The organism is Janibacter hoylei PVAS-1 (assembly GCF_004025845.1).
Taxonomy (GTDB): Bacteria; Actinomycetota; Actinomycetes; order Actinomycetales; family Dermatophilaceae; genus Janibacter; species Janibacter hoylei.
In genome coordinates, this window is record NZ_PIPF01000004.1 from 57,219 (window position 1) to 78,070 (window position 20,852).

Annotated in this window: 25 protein-coding genes; 23 read left to right on the plus strand and 2 right to left on the minus strand. The window is 70.4% G+C overall.

Annotation, left to right across the window (positions count from 1 at the left end):
* Positions 1-7: 7 nt before the first annotated feature.
* Complete coding sequence (gene rho, locus CWN80_RS04995) at positions 8-1,984, plus strand: transcription termination factor Rho (RefSeq protein ID WP_007927785.1); 1,977 nt, start codon at positions 8-10, stop codon at positions 1,982-1,984.
* Between the two features lie 98 nt (positions 1,985-2,082).
* Positions 2,083-2,544: a sensor histidine kinase gene (locus CWN80_RS05000; protein ID WP_007927783.1), complete on the plus strand. Its 462-nt coding sequence runs from the start codon at positions 2,083-2,085 to the stop codon at positions 2,542-2,544.
* Positions 2,545-2,569: 25 nt separating this feature from the next.
* Here CWN80_RS05000 and CWN80_RS05005 read toward each other — a convergent pair whose 3' ends face one another.
* Positions 2,570-3,139, minus strand: a complete 570-nt coding sequence (locus CWN80_RS05005; protein WP_157986911.1) for a GNAT family N-acetyltransferase — start codon at positions 3,137-3,139, stop codon at positions 2,570-2,572.
* 195 nt (positions 3,140-3,334) lie between these two features.
* Here CWN80_RS05005 and rpmE point away from each other — a divergent pair, with 195 nt between their 5' ends.
* The 19 genes from rpmE (at position 3,335) to CWN80_RS05100 (ending at position 18,609) form a co-directional block, all read left to right on the plus strand.
* Positions 3,335-3,553 (plus strand): 50S ribosomal protein L31, encoded by a 219-nt coding sequence (gene rpmE, locus CWN80_RS05010; protein WP_007927779.1) that lies wholly within the window; start codon positions 3,335-3,337, stop codon positions 3,551-3,553.
* A gap of 90 nt (positions 3,554-3,643) precedes the next feature.
* A complete protein-coding gene (gene prfA, locus CWN80_RS05015) occupies positions 3,644-4,729 on the plus strand; it encodes a peptide chain release factor 1 (RefSeq protein ID WP_007926936.1) in 1,086 nt (361 codons plus the stop codon).
* Positions 4,726-5,631, plus strand: a complete 906-nt coding sequence (prmC, locus tag CWN80_RS05020) for a peptide chain release factor N(5)-glutamine methyltransferase (RefSeq protein ID WP_007926942.1) — start codon at positions 4,726-4,728, stop codon at positions 5,629-5,631. The genes prfA and prmC overlap by 4 nt, the downstream gene beginning before the upstream one ends.
* A gap of 10 nt (positions 5,632-5,641) precedes the next feature.
* Positions 5,642-6,520, plus strand: a complete 879-nt coding sequence (locus CWN80_RS05025) for an L-threonylcarbamoyladenylate synthase (protein ID WP_128276978.1) — start codon at positions 5,642-5,644, stop codon at positions 6,518-6,520.
* Entirely contained in the window at positions 6,517-7,794 is a 1,278-nt protein-coding gene (locus tag CWN80_RS05030; protein ID WP_007926946.1) for a serine hydroxymethyltransferase, read from the plus strand. Before CWN80_RS05025 ends, CWN80_RS05030 begins: the two co-directional genes overlap by 4 nt.
* Positions 7,795-7,863: 69 nt before the next feature.
* Positions 7,864-9,009, plus strand: coding sequence for a glycosyltransferase family 4 protein (locus CWN80_RS05035; RefSeq protein WP_007926947.1), 1,146 nt, complete (start codon positions 7,864-7,866; stop codon positions 9,007-9,009).
* Positions 9,010-9,128: 119 nt separating this feature from the next.
* The gene (locus CWN80_RS05040) at positions 9,129-9,548 is read left to right on the plus strand and encodes a hypothetical protein (protein WP_128276979.1); all 420 of its coding nucleotides are present in this window, start codon (positions 9,129-9,131) and stop codon (positions 9,546-9,548) included.
* A gap of 41 nt (positions 9,549-9,589) precedes the next feature.
* Positions 9,590-9,925, plus strand: coding sequence for an AtpZ/AtpI family protein (locus tag CWN80_RS05045; RefSeq protein WP_157986912.1), 336 nt, complete (start codon positions 9,590-9,592; stop codon positions 9,923-9,925).
* Positions 9,922-10,719 (plus strand): F0F1 ATP synthase subunit A, encoded by a 798-nt coding sequence (atpB, locus tag CWN80_RS05050; RefSeq protein WP_007926950.1) that lies wholly within the window; start codon positions 9,922-9,924, stop codon positions 10,717-10,719. Before CWN80_RS05045 ends, atpB begins: the two co-directional genes overlap by 4 nt.
* A gap of 100 nt (positions 10,720-10,819) precedes the next feature.
* A complete protein-coding gene (locus CWN80_RS05055; RefSeq protein ID WP_007926951.1) occupies positions 10,820-11,026 on the plus strand; it encodes an ATP synthase F0 subunit C in 207 nt (68 codons plus the stop codon).
* A gap of 50 nt (positions 11,027-11,076) precedes the next feature.
* On the plus strand, positions 11,077-11,673 hold the full coding sequence (locus tag CWN80_RS05060; protein WP_007926952.1) for a F0F1 ATP synthase subunit B: 597 nt from the start codon (positions 11,077-11,079) through the stop codon (positions 11,671-11,673).
* Positions 11,673-12,482, plus strand: a complete 810-nt coding sequence (locus CWN80_RS05065) for a F0F1 ATP synthase subunit delta (RefSeq protein WP_007926953.1) — start codon at positions 11,673-11,675, stop codon at positions 12,480-12,482. Before CWN80_RS05060 ends, CWN80_RS05065 begins: the two co-directional genes overlap by 1 nt.
* 73 nt (positions 12,483-12,555) lie before the next feature.
* Positions 12,556-14,193: a F0F1 ATP synthase subunit alpha gene (atpA, locus tag CWN80_RS05070; RefSeq protein WP_007926955.1), complete on the plus strand. Its 1,638-nt coding sequence runs from the start codon at positions 12,556-12,558 to the stop codon at positions 14,191-14,193.
* Positions 14,194-14,294: 101 nt separating this feature from the next.
* Positions 14,295-15,194, plus strand: a complete 900-nt coding sequence (locus tag CWN80_RS05075) for a F0F1 ATP synthase subunit gamma (protein ID WP_007926956.1) — start codon at positions 14,295-14,297, stop codon at positions 15,192-15,194.
* A 17-nt stretch (positions 15,195-15,211) separates the two neighbouring features.
* Positions 15,212-16,666, plus strand: a complete 1,455-nt coding sequence (gene atpD, locus CWN80_RS05080) for a F0F1 ATP synthase subunit beta (RefSeq protein ID WP_007926958.1) — start codon at positions 15,212-15,214, stop codon at positions 16,664-16,666.
* 128 nt (positions 16,667-16,794) lie between these two features.
* Positions 16,795-17,355, plus strand: coding sequence for an NINE protein (locus CWN80_RS15635; protein ID WP_007926960.1), 561 nt, complete (start codon positions 16,795-16,797; stop codon positions 17,353-17,355).
* Positions 17,352-17,831 (plus strand): DUF2752 domain-containing protein, encoded by a 480-nt coding sequence (locus CWN80_RS05090; RefSeq protein WP_007926969.1) that lies wholly within the window; start codon positions 17,352-17,354, stop codon positions 17,829-17,831. Before CWN80_RS15635 ends, CWN80_RS05090 begins: the two co-directional genes overlap by 4 nt.
* Before the next feature lie 73 nt (positions 17,832-17,904).
* Positions 17,905-18,171, plus strand: coding sequence for a F0F1 ATP synthase subunit epsilon (locus CWN80_RS05095; RefSeq protein WP_007926972.1), 267 nt, complete (start codon positions 17,905-17,907; stop codon positions 18,169-18,171).
* Positions 18,172-18,177: 6 nt separating this feature from the next.
* On the plus strand, positions 18,178-18,609 hold the full coding sequence (locus CWN80_RS05100) for a DUF2550 family protein (RefSeq protein WP_007926974.1): 432 nt from the start codon (positions 18,178-18,180) through the stop codon (positions 18,607-18,609).
* On the opposite strand, the gene CWN80_RS05105 is transcribed toward CWN80_RS05100, so the two are convergent.
* On the minus strand, positions 18,602-19,231 hold the full coding sequence (locus CWN80_RS05105; RefSeq protein WP_007929958.1) for a cob(I)yrinic acid a,c-diamide adenosyltransferase: 630 nt from the start codon (positions 19,229-19,231) through the stop codon (positions 18,602-18,604). The two genes, CWN80_RS05100 and CWN80_RS05105, sit on opposite strands and share 8 nt — an antisense overlap.
* 167 nt (positions 19,232-19,398) lie before the next feature.
* On the opposite strand from CWN80_RS05105, the gene CWN80_RS05110 reads away from it, so the two are divergent.
* The gene (locus CWN80_RS05110) at positions 19,399-19,758 is read left to right on the plus strand and encodes an STAS domain-containing protein (protein ID WP_128276980.1); all 360 of its coding nucleotides are present in this window, start codon (positions 19,399-19,401) and stop codon (positions 19,756-19,758) included.
* Positions 19,759-19,842: 84 nt separating this feature from the next.
* On the plus strand, positions 19,843-20,817 hold the full coding sequence (locus CWN80_RS05115) for a DUF418 domain-containing protein (protein WP_007929964.1): 975 nt from the start codon (positions 19,843-19,845) through the stop codon (positions 20,815-20,817).
* Positions 20,818-20,852: the final 35 nt, after the last annotated feature.

A 20,852-nucleotide genomic window follows, 5' to 3' on the forward strand; every position in this document is an offset into this window, starting at 1 on the left:
GTCCTTCGTGACCGACACCAGCACTGGCGACACCACCGCTCCCGCGACCGCGGAGCAGCCTCGCCGATCCGGCGCGCTCAGCGCGATGCGCCTGGCCCAGCTGCAGCAGCTCGCCTCGAGCATGGGGATCACGGGCACCGCCAAGATGCGCAAGAGCGACCTCGTCGCCGCCATCCGCGCCCAGCAGTCCGGCTCCTCCGCCGAGCAGCCCGCCAAGGCTCCCCGTCGCGCCTCCCGCGCGGCGTCCGCGCCGGAGCAGGCCCCCGCCGCCGACGTGGCGCCGGCCGCCCAGAGCGCCGAGAGCACCGACAAGGGCTCGGACACGGGTGCCGACAAGGGCGCCGCGGCCCAGGCCGAGGCCCCGAGCGCCGAGCGCACCGACTCCGGTCGTGAGCAGGGTCAGCGTGAGCAGGGGCGGGGCCGCGGCAACGACCGCAACCAGGGGGGCAACCGCGAGGCCAACGGTGGCGAGCGCAACCAGGGCAACGACCAGGGTGGCAACAACCAGGGCGGCCGCAACGACCGCAACCAGGGCAACAGCCGCGGCAACGACAACCAGGGTGGCAACCGCGACAACAACCGCGGCGGCGACAACCAGGGCGGTCGCAACAACGACCGCAACGACCGCGACAACAACCGCGGCAACGACAACCGTGGGGGCGGCAACGACAACCGCAACCAGGGTGACGACGAGCGCGGCGGCCGGCGCAGCCGCAACCGCAACCGCAACCGCAACCGTGACAAGCGGCGCGGCGGCGGTCAGCAGTTCGACGACACCGAGCCGCAGATCCACGAGGACGACGTGCTCGTCCCCGTCGCGGGCATCCTCGACGTCCTCGACAACTACGCCTTCATCCGCACCTCGGGTTACCTGCCCGGACCCAACGACATCTACGTGCCGCTCGGTGTCGTCAAGCGCAACGGCCTGCGCAAGGGTGACGCCGTCACCGGTCAGGTCAAGGCCGCCCGCGAGGGCGAGGAGCCGCAGCAGCAGACGATCAACACCAAGGGCAACCGCGGCAAGTACAACCCGCTCGCGAAGCTCGAGACCGTCAACGGCATGACCCCCGACGACGCCAAGCGTCGAGCGGACTTCGGCAAGCTGACGCCGCTCTACCCGCAGGACCGCCTGCGTCTGGAGACCGAGTCCAACATCCTGACGACCCGGATCATCGACCTCGTCGCCCCGATCGGCAAGGGCCAGCGTGGCCTCATCGTCGCCCCGGCCAAGGCCGGCAAGACGATGGTCATGCAGTCGATCGCCAACGCGATCACCACCAACAACCCCGAGTGCCACCTCATGGTCGTCCTCGTCGACGAGCGCCCCGAAGAGGTCACCGACATGCGGCGCGCGGTCAAGGGCGAGGTCATCTCCTCGACCTTCGACCGCCCGGCCGACGACCACACGACGGTCGCCGAGCTGGCCATCGAGCGGGCCAAGCGTCTCGTCGAGATGGGCCACGACGTCGTCGTGCTCCTCGACTCGATCACCAAGCTGGGCCGCGCCTACAACCTCGCCGCCCCGGCGAGCGGGCGCATCCTCTCCGGCGGTGTCGACTCCGCGGCGCTCTACCCGCCGAAGAAGTTCTTCGGTGCCGCCCGCAACATCGAGAACGGCGGCTCGCTGACCATCCTCGCCACCGCGCTCGTCGAGACCGGCTCGCGCATGGACGAGGTGATCTTCGAGGAGTTCAAGGGCACGGGCAACATGGAGCTCAAGCTCGACCGTGGCCTGGCCAACCGCCGCATCTTCCCGGCCGTGGACGTCAACGGCTCCGGCACCCGCCGCGAGGAGATCCTCCTCGCGCCGGAGGAGCTGAAGATCATGTGGAAGCTGCGCCGCGTGCTCGCCGCCCTCGACACCCAGCAGGGCGTCGAGCTGCTCCTCGACCGGCTGCGCAAGACCAAGACGAACTACGAGTTCCTCATGCAGGTCCAGCAGACCAGCTCGATCAAGCTCGGCGACGAGGACGAGACGGCCTGACCGTCCGCCCGCACCATCGAAGGGGGTCGACCGCACCGCGTGCGGTCGACCCCCTTCGACCGTGCGCCCGTGGAGGACGACGAAGGGAGGCCTGTCCGGTGAGACGGCCGGGTTCCGAGGCTCTCCCCGAGCGCGTCGTCGAGCAGCTGTGCCCGGTCGCGCAGGCGGCCGGGGTGGACCTCACCATCGAGCGTGGAGACGAGCCCGTCCCCGTCCACGGCGATGCCCAGCAGATCGAGAGGGCAGTGACCAATGTCGTGAGCAATGCCGTGAAGTTCACGCCCGCCGGTGGCACGGTCGCGGTGACGACCGACCGTCATGGTGACGTCGTGCGCATCACCTGTCGCGACTCGGGCATGGGGATCCCCGAGGCCGAGCGACAACGGCTCTTCACCCGGTTCTTCCGGGCGAGTGATGCCCAGGCCGGCCAGATCCAGGGCACGGGGCTGGGCCTGGTCATCGTCCGGACCATCGCGGAGGTGCACGGCGGCACGGTGGACCTCGAGTCGGTCGAGGGCGAGGGGACCACGGTGACGATCACCCTGCCCATCGCCCCCTGAGCATCACCCGGGCGCGGCCGGCCGGTCAGGCGTCGGGTGCCGCCGTCGACCGCTCCAGCCGCAGCCGCATCTCGGGGAAGGTCGAGTCGACGAAGCCGTAGTCGGCGTAGATGTCCCGCCCGGCCTCGGTCGCGTTGAGCGTCACGACCTCGACCTCGGTCTCCTCCTCGAACCACTCGAGCAGCGCGGCGACGACCGCGTGGGTGAAGCCGAGCCGGCGGTGCCGGGGGAAGGTCGCGATGTTGGTGATGAGCCCGCCCTCGCCGGCCCGCGTGGGGGAGGGCATGAGGTCGAGGACCTGGCCGATCGCGCACGAGACGACCGTGCCGTTGGCCTCCGCGACGACGACGTGGGTGTGCTCGTCGGCCAGGTGCGCCTGCAGCCAGCGCGAGGCGTCCTCCTGCCAGGTCGGGTCGGAGATCTGCTCGGCGGGCGTGCCCATCGCCTCGAACATCAGCGCCCGCAGGGCGACGATCGTCGCGCCGTCGCTCGGCACGGCGGGGCGGATGACCGAGCCCTCCACGGGGCCGGGGACCGGCTCCCTTCGTCGCTCGCGGGAGGTGCGCCGGGGTAGGCGGGGGCGGGGAGGAGCCATGGGCCCATCCTGCCGCAGTCGCCTGCGGCGGACCGGGGAACAACGCCGGCCGATCGTGTGTTTGGAACCCCTGTGCGCGTCATGGCACAATTCATGGTTGGTCCGGTTCACGGCACGCGGCGCAGACGTCCGCAGCTGTCGGCCCATTCCGGCGCAGCGCCGACCCGGACACACTCACGACCCGAGGAGCACCACGTGAAGAAGGACATCCACCCCACCTACGAGGCGACGACCGTCTCGTGCACCTGCGGCAACACCTTCACCACCCGCAGCACCAAGCCGGACCACCAGATCCGCGCCGAGGTCTGCAGCCAGTGCCACCCGTTCTACACGGGCAAGCAGAAGATCATGGACACCGGTGGTCGCGTGGCCCGCTTCCAGAAGCGCTACGGCCAGAAGACCGAGGCCAAGTAGTCACCTCGATGCGCCGGTCAGCCCCTCGGGCTGGCCGGCGCATCGTCGTCTCCAGCCACCGCCGCCCCCACCCACCGCCAGGAGGTCCCCGTGCTCGAGTCCGTCGAGACACTGCTCGCCGAGCACTCCGAGCTCGAGCACGCCCTGGCCGACCCGGCCGTCATCGGTGACCCCGACCGGCTGCGCGAGGTCAACCGTCGCTATGCCGAGCTGACCCCGGTCGTGGCCGTGCAGCGGGAGCTCGACCTCGCCATCGGCGACCTTCAGGCGGCGCGCGAGCTCGCCGGCGAGGACCCCGCCTTCGCCGAGGAGGTCCCCGCACTCGAGGCCGCCGTCGCCGCCCTCGAGGACCGGCTGCGCCGCCTGCTCATCCCGCGCGACCCGGACGACGACCGTGACGTCATCCTCGAGATCAAGGCGGGCGAAGGGGGAGAGGAGTCGGCCCTCTTCGCCGGTGACCTGCTGCGCATGTACCTGCGGCACGCGGAGAAGCGCGGCTGGACCACCCGCCTGCTCGACGCCACCGAGTCCGACCTCGGCGGCTACAAGGACGTGCGCGTCGCCGTCGCGGCCAAGGGGACCCCCGAGCCCGGCGCCGCGCCCTGGGCCCGCCTCAAGTACGAAGGGGGAGTCCACCGCGTCCAGCGCGTCCCCGTCACCGAGAGCCAGGGCCGGATCCACACCTCGGCCGCGGGCGTCTGGGTCATGCCCGACGTCGGCGACGTCGTCGAGGTGGAGATCGACCCCAACGACCTGAAGATCGACGTCTACCGTTCCTCCGGGCCCGGCGGGCAGTCGGTCAACACGACCGACTCCGCGGTGCGCATCACCCACCTGCCCACCGGCACGGTCGTCTCCTGCCAGAACGAGAAGTCCCAGCTGCAGAACAAGGAGTCGGCGATGCGCGTGCTGCGCGCCCGCCTGCACCAGATGGCCATGGACGAGGCGGCGGCCGAGGCCAAGGAGGCCCGCGCCTCGCAGGTGCGCACCGTCGACCGCTCCGAGCGGATCCGCACCTACAACTTCCCCGAAAACCGGATCAGCGACCACCGCACCGGATTCAAGGCCAACCGCCTCGACGCCGTCCTCGACGGCGACCTCGACCCGGTCGTCGACTCCGCGGTGCAGGCCGACGAGGAGGCGCGCCTCGCCGCCCTCGCCGGGGCAGGGGAGTGACCTCCCTCCGCTCGGCGCTGACGGAGGCGACAGCCGCGCTCACCGCGGCCGAGGTGCCCTCACCCCGCGCCGACGCCCTCGCCCTCGTCGGGCACGTGCTCGGCGCCGACCGGGGCGAAGTCGAGCGCCGGCTCGTCCTCGGCGGCGAGCTCGACGACGCGGCCGCCGAGCGGCTGCGCCGTCTCGTCGAGGAGCGGGCCACCCGGGTGCCGCTGCAGCACCTCACCGGCACCGCCCCCTTCCGCCGGCTCGAGCTGCACGTCGGGCCGGGGGTCTTCGTGCCCCGCCCGGAGACCGAGCAGGCCGTCGACCACGTCATCGCCGCACTGCCGGCCACCGACCGGCCGATCGTCGTCGACCTGTGCACCGGCTCCGGGGCACTCGCGCTCGCCGTCGCCGACGAGACGGACGCCGAGGTCACGGCCGTCGAGCTCAGCGACCTCGCCCTCGCCTGGGCCGCCCGCAACGTCGAGGCGACCGGTCTGCCCGTCGCGCTCGTCGCCGCCGACGCCACCGCGGACCCGCGCGAGGTGCCCGGGCTCGCCGGCCTCGTCGGCCGCGTGGACGTCGTCGTGAGCAACCCGCCCTACATCCCCGCCGGCATGGTGCCGCTCGACCCCGAGGTCGCCGACCACGACCCCGACATGGCGCTCTACGGCGGCAGCGACGACGGTCTGTCCATCCCCCTCGCCGTCGCCGCCACCGCGGCGGCCCTGCTGCGACCGGGCGGCCGGCTCGTCATGGAGCACGCCGACAGCCAGGGCGAGAGCCTGCCTCGCGCGCTCGCCGCGACCGGCGACTGGAGCGACGTCGCCGACCACGCCGACCTCACCGGCCGCGCCCGGACGACGACCGCCCGGCGCGGCGCAGGCGCCCGTCGGGGACCGGCTGCAGCCGACTAGGGTGTGGCGCATGAGTCCAGTCGTCGATGCGACCTCCGACGACCGCACCGGGAGCGTCGCCACCACGGTCGACGCCGTCCGCCGCGGCGAGATCGTCGTCATCCCCACCGACACCGTCTACGGGATCGGGGCCGACGCCTTCGACCCGGCGGCCGTCGCCAACGTCCTCATGGCGAAGGGGAGGGGCCGCGAGATGCCCCCGCCCGTCCTCATCCCCGACGTGCGCACCGTCGACGGGCTGGCCCGGGCCGTCCCGGACTGGGCCCGCCGGCTCATCGACGAGCTGTGGCCCGGCCCGCTCACCCTCGTGCTGCTCGCCCAGCCCTCCCTCCACTGGGACCTCGGCGAGACCGCCGGCACCGTCGCCCTGCGCATGCCCGACGACGAGATCGCGCTCGAGGTCCTGCGCGAGACCGGCCCGATGGCGGTGACGAGCGCCAACCGCACCGGCGAGCCGGCCGCCACGACCATCACCGACGCCGCCGTGCAGCTCGGCCCGGTCGTCAGCGTCTACCTCGACGGCGGCCCGCGCACCAGCCTCGAGCCGTCGACGATCATCGACTGCACGGGCGAGCGACCCGAGGTCCTGCGCCTGGGTGCGATCGGTCGAGACCGTCTCGAGGAGATCCTCGGCGACGGCTTCGACCGGGCCGACGACGAAGGGGGCGTGCCCCCCTTCGACGACCCGCAGCCCGGCGACCTGCCCGAGTACCACGACGAGGACCCCGTCGTCGCGGCCGCCGAGGAGGCCCGTCTGCACCGCCCGCGCCATGGCGCCGGTGCCGGCGACGACGAGCAGTGGGAAGATCTCCCCGCAGACGGCGGCCCGACCGCTGACGTGCACGACCCGACGACCGACACCACCCCCGACCCGGAGGCACCGCGATGACCGACGACACCTTCTACGGCTCCGACTTCGGCGCACTGAGCGCCTTCGACCCGGAGATCGCCGGTGTGCTCACCAGCGAGCTCGACCGCATCCGCGGGGGCCTGCAGCTCATCGCCAGCGAAAACATCTCCTCGCCCGAGGTGCTCACGGCACTGGGCTCGACTTTGAGCAACAAGTACGCCGAGGGCTACCCGGGCCGGCGCTACTACGGTGGCTGCTCCGAGGTCGACAAGGCGGAAAACCTGGCGATCGAGCGCGCCAAGAGCCTGCTCGGTGCCGAGCACGCCAACGTCCAGGCGCACTCCGGGGCGAGCGCCAACCAGGCGGTCTACGGTGCCTTCCTCCAGCCGGGGGAGAAGATCCTCGCGATGTCGCTGCCGCACGGTGGCCACCTCACGCACGGCACCAAGGTCTCCTTCTCCGGCAAGTGGTTCGACGCCGTCCACTACGGTGTGCACCCCGAGACCGAGGACGTCGACTACGACGAGATGGAGCGTCTGGCCAAGGAGCACCGGCCCAAGGTCATCTGCTCCGGCGGCTCCGCGATCCCGCGACTGCTCGACTTCGAGCGGATCCGCGCGATCTGCGACGAGGTCGGCGCGATCATGTGGGTCGACGCGGCGCACTTCATCGGCCTCGTCGCCGGCAAGGCGATCCCGAGCCCGGTCCCGCTCGCCGACGTCGTCACCTTCACGACGCACAAGGTCCTGCGCGGCCCCCGCTCCGGTGCACTCGTGTGCAAGGAGGAGCACGCCAAGGCGCTCGACAAGGCGATCTTCCCGATGATGCAGGGCGGGCCGCAGATGCACACGATCGCTGCCAAGGCGGTGAACTTCAAGGAGTGCGCGACGCCCGAGTACCAGCAGTACGCGGCCGACGTCATCGCCAACTCCAAGGTGCTCGCCGACGAGCTGCGGGGGCGCGGCATCCGCCCGACGACCGGCGGCACCGACACCCACCTGTCGCTGCTCGACCTGCAGGGCGTCGGCGTCACCGGTGTCGACGCCGAGGCGCGCTGCGACGCGGCCGGCATCACGCTCAACAAGAACGCCATCCCCAACGACCCGCAGAAGCCCTCGGTCGCCTCCGGCATCCGCGTCGGCACGCCGTGCGTCACGACGCAGGGCATGGGCACGGACGAGATGGTCAAGATCGCCGAGCTCATCCACACGGCGGTCACGACGGGCGACGCCGACCCGGAGCACGCCGTCTCGCGCGAGGTGCGGGCCCAGGTGCGCGAGCTCGTCACCACCTTCCCGGCCTACCCCCGCTGATCCCAACGGTGGTTGAGGTGTGAGGAGCTCTGCGAGGAGCCTCGAAACCACGAGTGTCGGGGGGCAGCGGTGAGGGAGTACGTCTTCGTCTTCCTCACCGCGCTCGTCACGACCTATGTCCTCGTGCCGCTGCTGCGGACGGTCGCCATCCGGGTCGGTGCCTTCACCGAGGTGCGCGAGCGCGACGTGCACGTCGTGCCCATCCCGCGCCTGGGTGGGGTGGCGATGTTCTTCGGCTACGCCGCGGCGACGCTCGTCGCCTGGCGGATGCCCTTCCTCCGGCAGGTCTTCGAGTCGGGGGAGCTCATCGGCATCCTCATCGGCGCCGGCGTGGTCTGCCTCGTCGGGGCGATCGACGACGTGCGCGAGCTCGACGCCCTGACCAAGCTCGGCGGCCAGCTCGTGGCCGCGGCGATCATCGCCTTCGCCGGCGTGCAGTTCTTCTCGCTGCCCCTCGGGGTCGTCACCGTGCTGCCGGCGCCGCTGCTCGTGCTCATGACGATCTTCATCGTCGTGCTGTGCATCAACGCGGTGAACTTCATCGACGGCCTCGACGGGCTCGCCGCGGGGCTGGTGGCCATCGCGGCGATCGCCTTCTTCATCTACAGCTACCTCATCTCCGCCAGCTATGCGCCGCCCAACGTCTTCTCCGGGGCGACCTTCGTCTCCGCCGCGCTCGCAGGAGCCTGTCTGGGCTTCCTCCCGCACAACGTCTTCCCCGCCAAGCTCTTCATGGGCGACTCGGGGGCGCTGACGCTCGGGCTGCTGCTCGCGGCGGCCGCGATCCTCAACGTCGGCCAGATCGACCCGGCCCAGGTGAGCCAGCTCGGCGCCAACCAGGTCGCGGCCACGGTCCTGCCGCTGCTCATCCCGATCTCGATCATGCTGCTGCCCCTGCTCGACGTCGTGTGGGCCGTCGCCCGTCGCACCGCCCGCGGTCAGCGACCCTGGCAGGCCGACGCCCAGCACCTGCACCACCGGATGCTGCGCATCGGGCACGGGCACCGTCGCGCCGTCCTCCTGCTGTGGCTGTGGGGTGGCGTCGTCGCGCTGGGCTCGGTGAGCTTCGTCGTCCTGCCGCCGCTCGTCGCGGCCGTCGGGGGAGTGCTCATGCTCGCGCTGGCGGCGAGTCTGACGACCTGGCTGCCGCGGTTTTCGGCACCGGGGCACCGGCCCAAGGAGTACGACGACCAGGGGCAGCGGATCGACGTGTGAGGGGCCGCACTGCTGGGAATTGGTGGCCCTCGGGACGCTTGTGTAAACTTTCACAAGCGCCCGCCGGACCGTCTGGTCCGACCCGAAGAGCACCCCAGCTCCCGTCCCGAAATGAGCCGATGACGACGAGTCAGCGCCGAAGCCCCGTGCCGGGCATGCGCCGTGGCGTCCTCGTCGCCGGGGTCATCGGGACCGCGCTCGCCACCGCGGGTGGTGCCGTGGCGAAGGGGGCCGACGGCGCCCTGAGCGCCCTCGCCGGGTCGCTCCTCGCCTTCTTCGTCGTCCTCACCGGACTCATGGCGATCTCGCTCATCGTGGCCGGTGACGTCGGGACGTCGATGGCCGGTGCCGGGGTGGTCTACCTCGGCCAGCTCATCCTCCTCGTCGCGGCCGTCGCGGTCCTGCGCGAGATGTCGTGGCTCGACGGCCGCACCGCTGCCCTCTCCGCCATCGTCGCGACCGTCCTCCTCCAGGTGGGTGTCGTCGCGGGCTACGTCCGCAGCCGTCACCTGGTCCACCCGGTTGGAGCCGGCGCATGAGTGCCCTGGCCCGGCGGCCGAAGGGGGAGACTCCTCGCTTCGTGACCAAGGCGCTCCCGAGCGCCGAGGAGTCTGCGGCGAGCGCCGAGCGCTATCGCTCCGACCCGACGCGGCCCCATCCTGCGGCCGCATCCGACGCGATGGCCGCCACGGTCCTCGCCCACCTGATCACCGGGCCCATCCTGTACGGCGCGATCGGCTGGCTGCTCGATCGGTGGCTGGGGACGTCGTTCCTCGTCATCATCGGAGTCGTCGGCGGTATGGCACTGTCGCTGTACGTGATCTGGCTCCGGTACGGTACGTCCCAGGCACCCCACCCCGACCGCGCCACTGCGTCGACGCTCGGTGCCCAGCCACACAACGAGGAGAACCAGTGATCCTGACTGCGCCCGCGCTGCCTGCTGCCGGTGGAGGGGAGTTCCACTCCCCGACGCCGGAGATCTTCTGGCAGCCGCTCTTCGAGGTCGGCGGCATCGTCGTCACCAACCAGATGGCGTGGGCCGCCATCGTCACAGCGGTCGTCTCGATCGCGCTGATCACCCTGAGCCGCAAGGCGGCCGTCGTCCCGAGCAAGGGGCAGTGGCTCCTCGAGGGCTTCTACAACTTCCCGCGCAACAGCGTGGCGCGCGACATGATCGGGACCAAGGAGTTCCGCAAGTTCGTGCCGCTCATCGTCACCCTCTTCACGATGGTGCTCTTCTACAACCTGATGGGCATCTTCCCCTTCGCGATGAACCCGGTCACCGGCAAGATCGGCTTCCCGATCGCCCTCGTCGCGGTCGTCTACGTGGTCTACCACTGGATCGGCTTCCAGAAGATGGGCTTCGTCGGCTACTTCAAGCACATGGTGCCCCCGGGGCTGCCGGGCTGGATCGTGCCCGTCGTCTTCCTGCTCGAGCTGATCACCTACTTCATCACCCGGCCGCTGACGCTGGCCCTGCGACTCTTCGGCAACATGTTTGCCGGTCACATGGTCATCTACCTCTTCGTCACCGCCGGCGCCTACTTCCTGCTCGACGGCGGCATCCTGCTGAAGTTCCTGTCCCTGCCGACCTTCCTCATGGCCGGCGTCATGGTCCTCTTCGAGGCCCTGGTGCAGTTCCTGCAGGCCTTCGTCTTCGTCCTGCTGACCTCCAGCTACATCGCCGGAGCTCTGGCCGACGACCACTGAGTCGGCACCCCGCACCTACAACTGCATAGCACCACCACCCAGAACTTCCCCGTGGGACAGACCCCGCGGCGGATCACAGAAACACGAAAGAGGAATCATCGTGGAAATCTCCGGCAACCTCTCGCTCATCGGTTACGGCCTCTCCGCCATCGGCCCGGCCATCGCCGTCGGTCTGATCTTCGCCGCGTACATCAACGGTGTCGCCCGTCAGCCCGAGGCCCGCGGCCTGCTGCAGCCGATCGCCATCCTCGGCTTCGCCCTCGCCGAGGCCCTCGCCATCTTCGGTCTGGTGCTCTTCTTCCTCTGAGCCTGCCGGCAACGGCCATCCGTCATCGGCACCAGTAACTAGGAGTACCCGTGCACATCACCGCAACCGCCTCGTCGGTCGTGGGTCTCGCCGCGGCCGAAGGGGAGAGCATGCCGCTCATCCCGCACATCCCGGAGCTCGTCTTCGGTCTCGTCATGTTCGCGATCCTGTACTTCGTCGTCGCGAAGTACGTGGTCCCGAACATCGAGAAGGCCTACGCCGAGCGTCACGCCGCGATCGAGGGTGGCATCGCCCAGGCCGAGAACGCCCAGGCCGAGGCCGAGGCCGCCAAGGCCCAGTACGAGGCCCAGCTGGCCGAGGCCCGTGCCGAGGCCGCGAAGATCCGTGAGGACGCGCGCGCCGAGGGCGCCGCGATCGTCGCGGAGATGCGTGGTCAGGCCCAGGACGAGGCCAACCGCATCACCGAGTCGGCGCACAAGCAGATCGAGGCCGAGCGCCAGCAGGCGGCCGTCTCGCTGCGCGGTGAGGTGGGTCGCCTGTCGACCGACCTGGCCGGTCGCATCGTCGGCCACGAGCTGCAGGACTCCTCGAGCCGTGCGGGTCTCATCGACCGCTTCCTGGCCGAGCTGGAGTCCGGTCAGGTCCAGCCCGAAAAGGTCGGTCAGTCCCAGCAGGGTGACGCCTGATGCGAGGCTCCTCCCGCGCAGCCGTGGCCGAAGGGCGTCAGTCCTTCGAGACGGTCCTGATGTCCGGTGACCCGGCCGTCGTGGCGGACGAGCTCTTCGCGGTGACCGCGCTGCTCGACGACAACGCGACCCTGCGTCGCGGCGTCGCCGACCCCTCTCGCGAGGGGAAGGACAAGGCGGACCTCATCACCCGGCTGCTGCACGGCAAGGTCTCCAACGAGACCGTCGGCATCGTCGCCGTGCTCGTCGCCCAGCGATGGGCGCAGGAGCGCGACCTCACCGACACCGTCGAGCGCTTCGCCGTCGAGGCCTCCCTCAAGGGGGCCGAGGATGCCGGCGCGATCGACCAGGTCGAGGACGAGCTCTTCCGCTTCGAGCGCATCGTGGCCGGCAACCCCGAGCTGCGCGACGCCATCGGCAACCGCTCCGGCGACGCCGCCGGCAAGGCGGACCTGGTCGCCGGACTGCTGCAGGGCAAGGCCCGTCCGGAGACGGTCCGACTGGCCCGCCAGTCGGTGCTCGCCCCCCGGGGCCGTCGCTTCGACCGCACGCTCGAGGAGTACCTCGACATCGCGGCCGAGCGTCGCCAGCAGCTGACTGCCGTCGTCACGACCGCGGTCGACCTCACGCAGGAGCAGCACGCCCGGCTCGCCGGCGCGCTGCAGCAGATCTACAGCAAGCCCGTCCAGCTGCAGATCGTCCACGACGAGGACGTCATCGGCGGGATCCGGGTCCAGATCGGCGACGAGGTCGTCGACGGGACCGTCCTGCGACGTCTCGACGAGGCGAAGCGCCACCTGGCCGGCTGACAGCCCGGGTCAGACCACCCATGCAGACCACATACTCGGCCGACACAGCGGCCGGCAACGAGGAGAAGACAACATGACGGAGCTTTCGATCCGTCCGGAGGAGATCCGGGACGCCCTGGACGGCTACGTGCGGTCCTACAACCCGGGCGCGGCCTCCCGCGAAGAGGTCGGTCGCGTCACCGACACCGGTGACGGCATCGCCCACGTCGAGGGACTCCCTTCGGCCATGACCAACGAGCTGCTCGAGTTCGAGGACGGCACCCTCGGCCTCGCGCTCAACCTCGACGTCCACGAGATCGGTGTCGTCGTCCTCGGCGACTTCTCCAAGATCGAAGAGGGCCAGACGGTCAAGCGCACCGGCGAGGTCCTCTCGGTCCCGGTCGGTGACAACTTCCTCGGCCGCGTCGTCAACCCGCTCGGCCAGCCGATCGACGGCCTCGGCGACATCGAGGCCGAGGAGCGCCGCGCGCTCGAGCTGCAGGCCCCGTCCGTCGTCCAGCGCAAGTCGGTCCACGAGCCGCTGCAGACCGGTCTGAAGTCGGTCGATGCCATGACCCCGATCGGCCGTGGCCAGCGTCAGCTGATCATCGGTGACCGCCAGACCGGCAAGACCACGGTCGCGGTCGACACGATCATCAACCAGAAGCAGTTCTGGGAGACCGGCGACCCGCAGAAGCAGGTCCGCTGCATCTACGTCGCCATCGGCCAGAAGGGCTCCACGATCGCGTCCGTCAAGGGCACGCTCGAGGAGGCCGGCGCGATGGAGTACACGACGATCGTCGCGGCTCCCGCCTCCGACGCCGCCGGCTTCAAGTACCTCGCCCCCTTCACCGGCTCGGCCATCGGTCAGCACTGGATGTACCAGGGCAAGCACGTCCTCATCGTCTTCGACGACCTGAGCAAGCAGGCCGAGGCCTACCGCTCGATGTCGCTGCTGCTCCGCCGCCCGCCGGGCCGCGAGGCCTACCCGGGTGACGTCTTCTACCTGCACTCGCGTCTGCTCGAGCGCTGCGCCAAGCTCTCGGACGACATGGGCGCCGGCTCGATGACCGGTCTGCCGATCATCGAGACGAAGGCGGGCGACGTCTCGGCGTACATCCCGACCAACGTCATCTCGATCACCGACGGCCAGATCTACCTGCAGGCCGACCTCTTCAACTCCGACGTCCGCCCCGCCATCGACGTGGGTGTCTCGGTCTCGCGTGTCGGCTCGGCCGCGCAGACCAAGGCGATGAAGTCGGTCTCCGGTCGCCTCAAGCTCGACCTGGCCCAGTACCGCGCGCTCGAGGCCTTCGCGATGTTCGCCTCGGACCTCGACCCCGCGTCGAAGCAGCAGCTGGCCCGAGGCGCCCGCCTCGTCGAGCTGCTCAAGCAGAAGCAGGCCGACCCCTACCCGGTCCCCGAGCAGGCCGTCGCCATCTGGGCCGGCACCACCGGTGAGCTGGACCCGATCGCCGTCGAGGACGTGCGTCGCTTCGAGGCCGAGTTCCTCGACCACCTGCGGCGCAACAAGAACGACCTCATGGAGGGCATCCAGGAGACGGGCAAGCTCGAGGACTCGACGATCTCCGCCCTCGAGGCCGAGATCAAGACCTTCCGCGACAGCTTCGTCCCCTCCAACAAGGAGGACGTCCCGGTCGGTTCGGCGGAGGAGTCGGGCGACGACGCCCAGGACTCCGAGCAGGTCCAGATCGTCAAGCAGAAGCGCTGACCCACCACCGGTCGGGCGCCGTCAGCGGCGCCCGACCGGGGGCAGCAGCCCCCGACCGCCGGCCCTGAGCCGACCACAGACCACCAGAGAGGCGGAAGCACATGGGAGCGCAGATCCGGGAGTACCGGCAGCGCATCCGGTCCGTCAGTGCGACCAAGAAGATCACGCGCGCCATGGAGCTCATGGCGGCCTCGCGGGTCGTCAAGGCCCAGCAGGCCGTGCGTGAGTCCACGCCCTACGCCCGCGCACTCACCCGCGCGGCGTCGGCCGTGGCCACGTACTCCGACGAGGACCACCCGCTGACCACCGAGCCGGAAAACGTGCGCCGTGCCGCGGTGCTCGTCATCGCGGCCGACCGCGGCCTCGCGGGCGGCTACAACTCCAACGTCCTCAAGGAGGGGGAGCGGGTCTCCGCCGCCCTTCGTGACCAGGGCAAGGAGGTCCAGACGTACCTCGTGGGTCGTCGCGCGGTCTCCTACTACTCCTTCCGCAAGAAGGAGTTCGTCGCGGAGTGGACCGGCTCGTCCGAGAAGCCGAGCTTCGAGAACGCCCGTGAGATCGGCGAGCGGCTCGTCGCGGACTTCGTCAAGGAGTACGAGGAGGGCGGCGTCGACGAGGTCCACGTCGTCTACACGCGCTTCGTCTCGATGGTGACGCAGGAGGCCGAGGTCATCCGGCTGCTGCCGCTCGAGGTCGTCGAGGGCGTCGAGGAGCCGGGCGCGGACGAGCTCTACCCGCTCTACGAGTTCGAGCCGAGCGGCGAGGAGCTGCTCGACACGCTGCTGCCGCGCTACGTCAACGCGCGCATCTTCAACTGCCTCCTCCAGGCGGCTGCCTCCGAGCTCGCGGCGCGCCAGCGCGCCATGAAGTCGGCGACGGACAACGCCGAGGAGCTCATCAAGAAGTACACCCGACTGGCCAACCAGGCCCGTCAGGCCGAGATCACCCAGGAAATCTCCGAGATCGTCGGCGGGGCCGGGGCCCTGGCCGAGTCCAAGTGAGAAGGTAGAGAGAACCCATGACTGCCACCGTCACCGAAGAGAACACCACCCAGGCGGGTGGGGTCGGGCGCATCTCCCGCGTCACCGGCCCGGTCGTCGACGTCGAGTTCAGCGCCGACACGATGCCCGACCAGTACAACCTGCTCACCACCGAGGTCCAGCTCGGGGAGACCACCCGCACGCTGAACCTCGAGGTCGCCCAGCACATCGGCGACAACATGGTCCGCGCCATCTCCCTGCAGCCCACCGACGGCCTCGTCCGCGGCGGCCAGGTGCAGGACACCGGCGGCCCGATCAGCGTCCCCGTCGGCGACGTCACCCTCGGCAAGGTCTTCAACGCGACCGGCGCCTGCCTCAACCTCGAGGAGGGCGAGACCCTCGAGGTCAACGAGCGCTGGGGCATCCACCGCTCCGCCCCGGCCTTCGACCAGCTCGAGTCGAAGACCCAGATGTTCGAGACCGGTATCAAGGTCATCGACCTGCTGACCCCCTACGTCCAGGGTGGCAAGATCGGCCTCTTCGGTGGTGCCGGTGTCGGCAAGACCGTCCTCATCCAGGAGATGATCGCCCGCGTCGCGCGCGACCACGGCGGTGTCTCCGTCTTCGCCGGTGTCGGCGAGCGCACCCGTGAGGGCAACGACCTCATGGTCGAGATGGAGGAGGCCGGCGTCCTCGGTCAGACCGCCCTGGTCTTCGGCCAGATGGACGAGCCGCCGGGCACGCGTCTGCGCGTGGCCCTGTCCGCGCTGACCATGGCGGAGTACTTCCGCGATGTCCAGAAGCAGGACGTGCTGCTCTTCATCGACAACATCTTCCGCTTCACGCAGGCCGGCTCCGAGGTCTCCACGCTGCTGGGCCGCATGCCCTCCGCCGTGGGTTACCAGCCGACCCTCGCCGACGAGATGGGCGTCCTCCAGGAGCGCATCACCTCGACGCGTGGTCACTCGATCACCTCGATGCAGGCGATCTACGTGCCGGCCGACGACTACACCGACCCGGCCCCGGCGACGACCTTCGCGCACCTCGACGCGACGACCGAGCTCAACCGTGAGATCGCGTCCATGGGTATCTACCCGGCCGTGGACCCGCTCACCTCGACGAGCCGCATCCTCGACCGTCGCTACATCGCGGAGGACCACTACAACACCGCGGTCCGCGTGAAGTCGATCCTGCAGAAGAACAAGGAGCTGCAGGACATCATCGCCATCCTCGGTATCGACGAGCTGTCCGAGGAGGACAAGATCCTCGTCAACCGGGCGCGTCGCATCCAGCGCTTCCTGTCGCAGAACACCTACGTCGCCAAGCAGTTCACCGGCATCGAGGGGTCGACGGTCCCGCTGGCCGACACCATCGAGGCCTTCACCAAGATCGCCGACGGTGAGTACGACCACGTGGCCGAGCAGGCCTTCTTCATGTGCGGTGGCCTCGACGACGTCGAGCGCCAGTGGGCGGAGATCCAGAAGAGCCTCTGACCCACCCGCAGCACGGCCACGGCCGCTCCCTTCGTCACGAAGGGGGCGGCCGTCGCCGTCGCGGGGGAGGGCCGCCCCCGGTCGGACGGCATTGGGCCGCACGCGGGCCTGCCCGTACACTGGCGGCCATGACGACTTCCGGCGAGCAGCCCTACGCACCTCCGCCGCCCCCGGGCCAGCAGCCTCAGAGCGGGCAGTCGCAGCAGGCGCCGCCGCCGTCCGGCTACCAGCCCCCCGGCCAGCAGCAGTCCTACGGTCAGCAGCAGCCCTACGGCCAGCCGCCGCAGGGTGCCCCGGGTGGCTACCAGGCTCCGCAGCAGCCGTCGAGCGGGCGGTACCACGTCAACGTCATGGGACAGGAGTACGGGCCCTACGGGCTGACTGAGCTCGCCGCCATGGCGACCAACGGCCAGCTCAAGGGCGACAGCCCGGTCCGCGGGGAGGGCTCGGACAACTGGTTCCCGGCCTCGCAGGTCCCCGGGCTGTTTTCCACCCGCGAGTGGATGACGACGCTGCTCCTGTCGGTCCTCGTCGGGGGCTTCGGTGTCGACCGCATGTACCTCGGGCAGGTCGGGCTGGGCGTCCTCAAGCTCGTCACCTGTGGCGGCATGACGATCTGGACGATCATCGACATCGTCCTCGTCGCCACCCGCAAGATGGTCGACGTCGACGGGCGCCCGCTGCGATGACCCAGCCCGTCGTGCCGCCGCAGCACCAGCAGGTCCACCTGGCGAAGGGCGTGGGCATCACCCAGCGCGCCATCGTGCCGGTACTCGCCGCGATCAGCCTCGTCGGGCTGGTCATCGCTCGGGCCTGGCCGGTCCAGTCGGTCGACTCCGGCGACCCGACGTGCGCGCTGCGCCTGCTGACGGGCCTGCCGTGCCCGGGGTGCGGCATGACGCGCGCGTGGGTGCACATGGCGCACGGCGACGTCCTCACCGCCTTCGAGTACAACCTCTTCGGCCCGATCGGCATGGCGATGGCCGCTGGCCTGGTCGTCTACACCGCGGTCGCGCTCGTGCGGCGACGACCCACCGAGAGGTTGCTCGACTGGCTCAACCCCAAGATCGTGCTGACCCTCGTCCTCGTGTGGCTGGGCTACTCGGTCGTGCGGATGGTCAGCCTGGGCATGGGGCAGGACTACTTCTCGCTCGTCGTCTCCTGAGGCGCGCGCAGACCCATCACCCCGGCGGGCTACGATGACAGCCTGCCGCCGTACCGAGACGAAGGACCCCCCCGTGAGCTCCCTCAACGTTGAACTCGTCGCCGCCGACCGCAAGGTCTGGTCCGGTGAGGCCACCATGGTGCGCGCCCGCAGCACCGAAGGCGAGATCGGCATCCTGCCCGGTCACACCCCCCTGCTCGGCGTCCTCATCGAGGGCGACGTCGTCATCCACTCCACCGAGGGCGACCAGACGGCGACGATCGACGGTGGCTTCCTGTCCGTCGACCACGACAACGTGACGATCGTCGCCGAGACGGTCCAGCCGCCGGCCAAGAGCTGACCCGCGATGACGACCCTGGGCGCGGTGGAGGTGATCCTCCTCGCTGGGTGTGTCGTCATCGCCCTGTGGCTCGTCCTGCTCTGGCTGCGTCGACGGGCGCTGGCCGCGCACGGCCCCGTCTGTCCCTGTGCACTCCGACTGCCCGGGTCGCCTCGATGGCGACTTGGGTTGTTGCGTCTGCGCTCCGAGAGCCTCGAGTGGTTCCGCGTCAGCGGTCTGTCGACCCACGCCAGCTACTCCTGGGACCGTGAGGGCCTGGAGATCTCCACCCCGTCGTCCGAGTCGGTCTCGATGCCAGGGCTCGCGGCCGCTGTCTCGCTGCGGCTGACGGGGGAGGAGGGGCACCTCGCCGACCTCGCGGTCGAGCCGAAGATCTACCCCGCCGTCCGCTCGTGGCTGGAGTCGGCGCCCCCGGGCCGCGGCGTCAACGTCACCTAGCGGAGCGGTCGGGGCGCTCCTCACGACCACCGCCCGGCTGCCACAGCACGTCCCCGCCGATCTCGAGGTTGGCCACGCGCGCGAGGATGAAGAGCAGGTCCGACAGCCGGTTGAGATAGGTCGTCGTCAGCGGGTTGACTCCGCCGGTGCCGCGCTCGTCGGCGACCTCGGTGCCGTAGACCTCACGCGCTGCCCACGCGGAGCGCTCCGCACGCCGCACGACGGTCGTTGCGTGGTGCAGGTGGGCCGAGCCGGCCGTGCCCCCCGGCAGGATGAAGGAGCGCAGCTTGTCCACCTGCGTCAGGTAGTGGTCGCAGTCGGCCTCGAGCTCGTCGACCCAGGCCTGCTTGACGCGCAGCGGCGGGTACTCGGGGTCGGCCTGCAGCGGCGTCGACAGGTCGGCGCCGAGGTCGAAGAGGTCGTTCTGCACCCGGGTGAGGGTCGCGACGATCTCATCCGTGAGGCCGCCCGTCGCGATGGCCACCCCGATGACCGCATTGGCCTCGTTGGCGTCGGCGTAGGCCTGCAGCCGCACGTCCGTCTTGGCGGTCCGGCTGAAGTCGCCGAGCGCCGTCGTGCCCTCGTCGCCGGTGCGGGTGTAGATCCTCGTGAGGTTGACCATGGGGCCATCGTGGCAGAGGCCGAAGGGGGGACCCCGGTGACGTGGTCCTGACCGAGTACTGGTCATGGCGTGATCACATCGTGATTGCCACCTGCTGCGCCCGGCACGCGACGCACGCCACACTGGACGAGTCAGGACGACGCATCAGGGGAAGGCAGGTGAGCGTCATGAGCGCGATGACCGCGCTGGCGCCCGTGGGTGGCGTGGGAGCCACCCGGGTCCGGGTGCACGCCCCCTTCGACCTGCGGCACAGCGCCGACCTGCGGCAGGAGTTCATCCGGGCCATCCGCGAGGGCAACGACCTGCTCGTCGACATCTCCGAGTCCACCGTCGTCGACCAGGTCGGCTTCGCGACGCTTGTCGGTGCCCACGCCCGGGCCGCCCGCGCCGGACGTCGCCTGCGCTTCACCGGCGCGGACGAGCGCACGACCCGGCTCCTGCGCCGCGCCGGGCTGGCTCGGCTGCTCGCCGAGACGCCCGCTCCGGCGGTGGCGTTGCGGGGTCGGCGGACCCCCTTCGCCGTCTGACGCGCTCCTCCGACCACGCCGGATAGGGTCCACCCTGTGACTCGATCTGCACCCGCTGCTGCCCGAAGCGGTCGGGACGTCGGGGTGGACCTGGCTCGGGGGCTCGCCGGGGTGGGGATGATCCTCTCCCACGTGAGCATCTGGGCCCGTGATGCCCCCGTCCACTCCGGTGCCGTCGGAGTCCTGCTGGGGCAGTTCACCAACATGGCGGCTCCCACCTTCGCCCTGCTCATGGGAGTGTCGGTCGGGCTCGTCTCCCAGCGTCCGGGAGCGGTCAGCGGCCAGCTGGTGCGGCGCGACTGGGTGCGCGGTGTGATCTACATCGTGCTTGGTCTGCTGCTCGCCAGGCTGCACACCCCGATCGCGATCGTCCTGCACTTCCTCGGCGCCACGCTGGTCTTCGGCACCGTCCTCGCCCGACTGTCCACGCGATGGCTCCTCCCGCTCACCGTCGTGCTCGCCGCGGTGGGTCCGTGGGTCAATGCCCGTGCCCGGGCGGCCCTCTCGTCCGACCTCGGCTGGCTCCACGACTACCCGCTGACCTGGCTGACCCTGTCTCCGAGCTACCAGGTGACAACCATCCTGCCGATCTTCTGCGCCGGGGTGCTGGTCTCCCGGTGGCGCTTGTCGGCACGCTCCCTCCTCGTCCTGGCGGGAGTCGGCGCCGTTGCCTACGCGGGCTTCCTCCTGCTGCATGTCACGGGTATGGGGCAGCAGCACCCCGGGACGTACTACGACTTCCTCGGCAACATCGGCCGCTCCTTCATCGGGACCGCCGTCGTGGTCATCGTCGGGGACCGACTGCACGGGACCGCGCGTCGGCTCGTGCGACCGCTGACGGCGATGGGCGCGATGTCGCTGTCCGCCTACGTCCTCCAGGTCCTCCTCTTCGTTGCGCTCCTGCGTGTGGCCGACTCGCTGTGGCTCGTCACGCACTGGTGGGTGACCTTCGTCGGGGTGCCGCTGTGCGTCATGGCAGCCGCCTGGGCGTGGCAGACCCAGTGGGGGCGGGGCCCGCTCGAGCGAGGGCTGCGTCTGCTGACCCAACGGGTCCCCTGAGCAGGGGTGTGGCGTCCTTCACCGCGGAAGGGGGT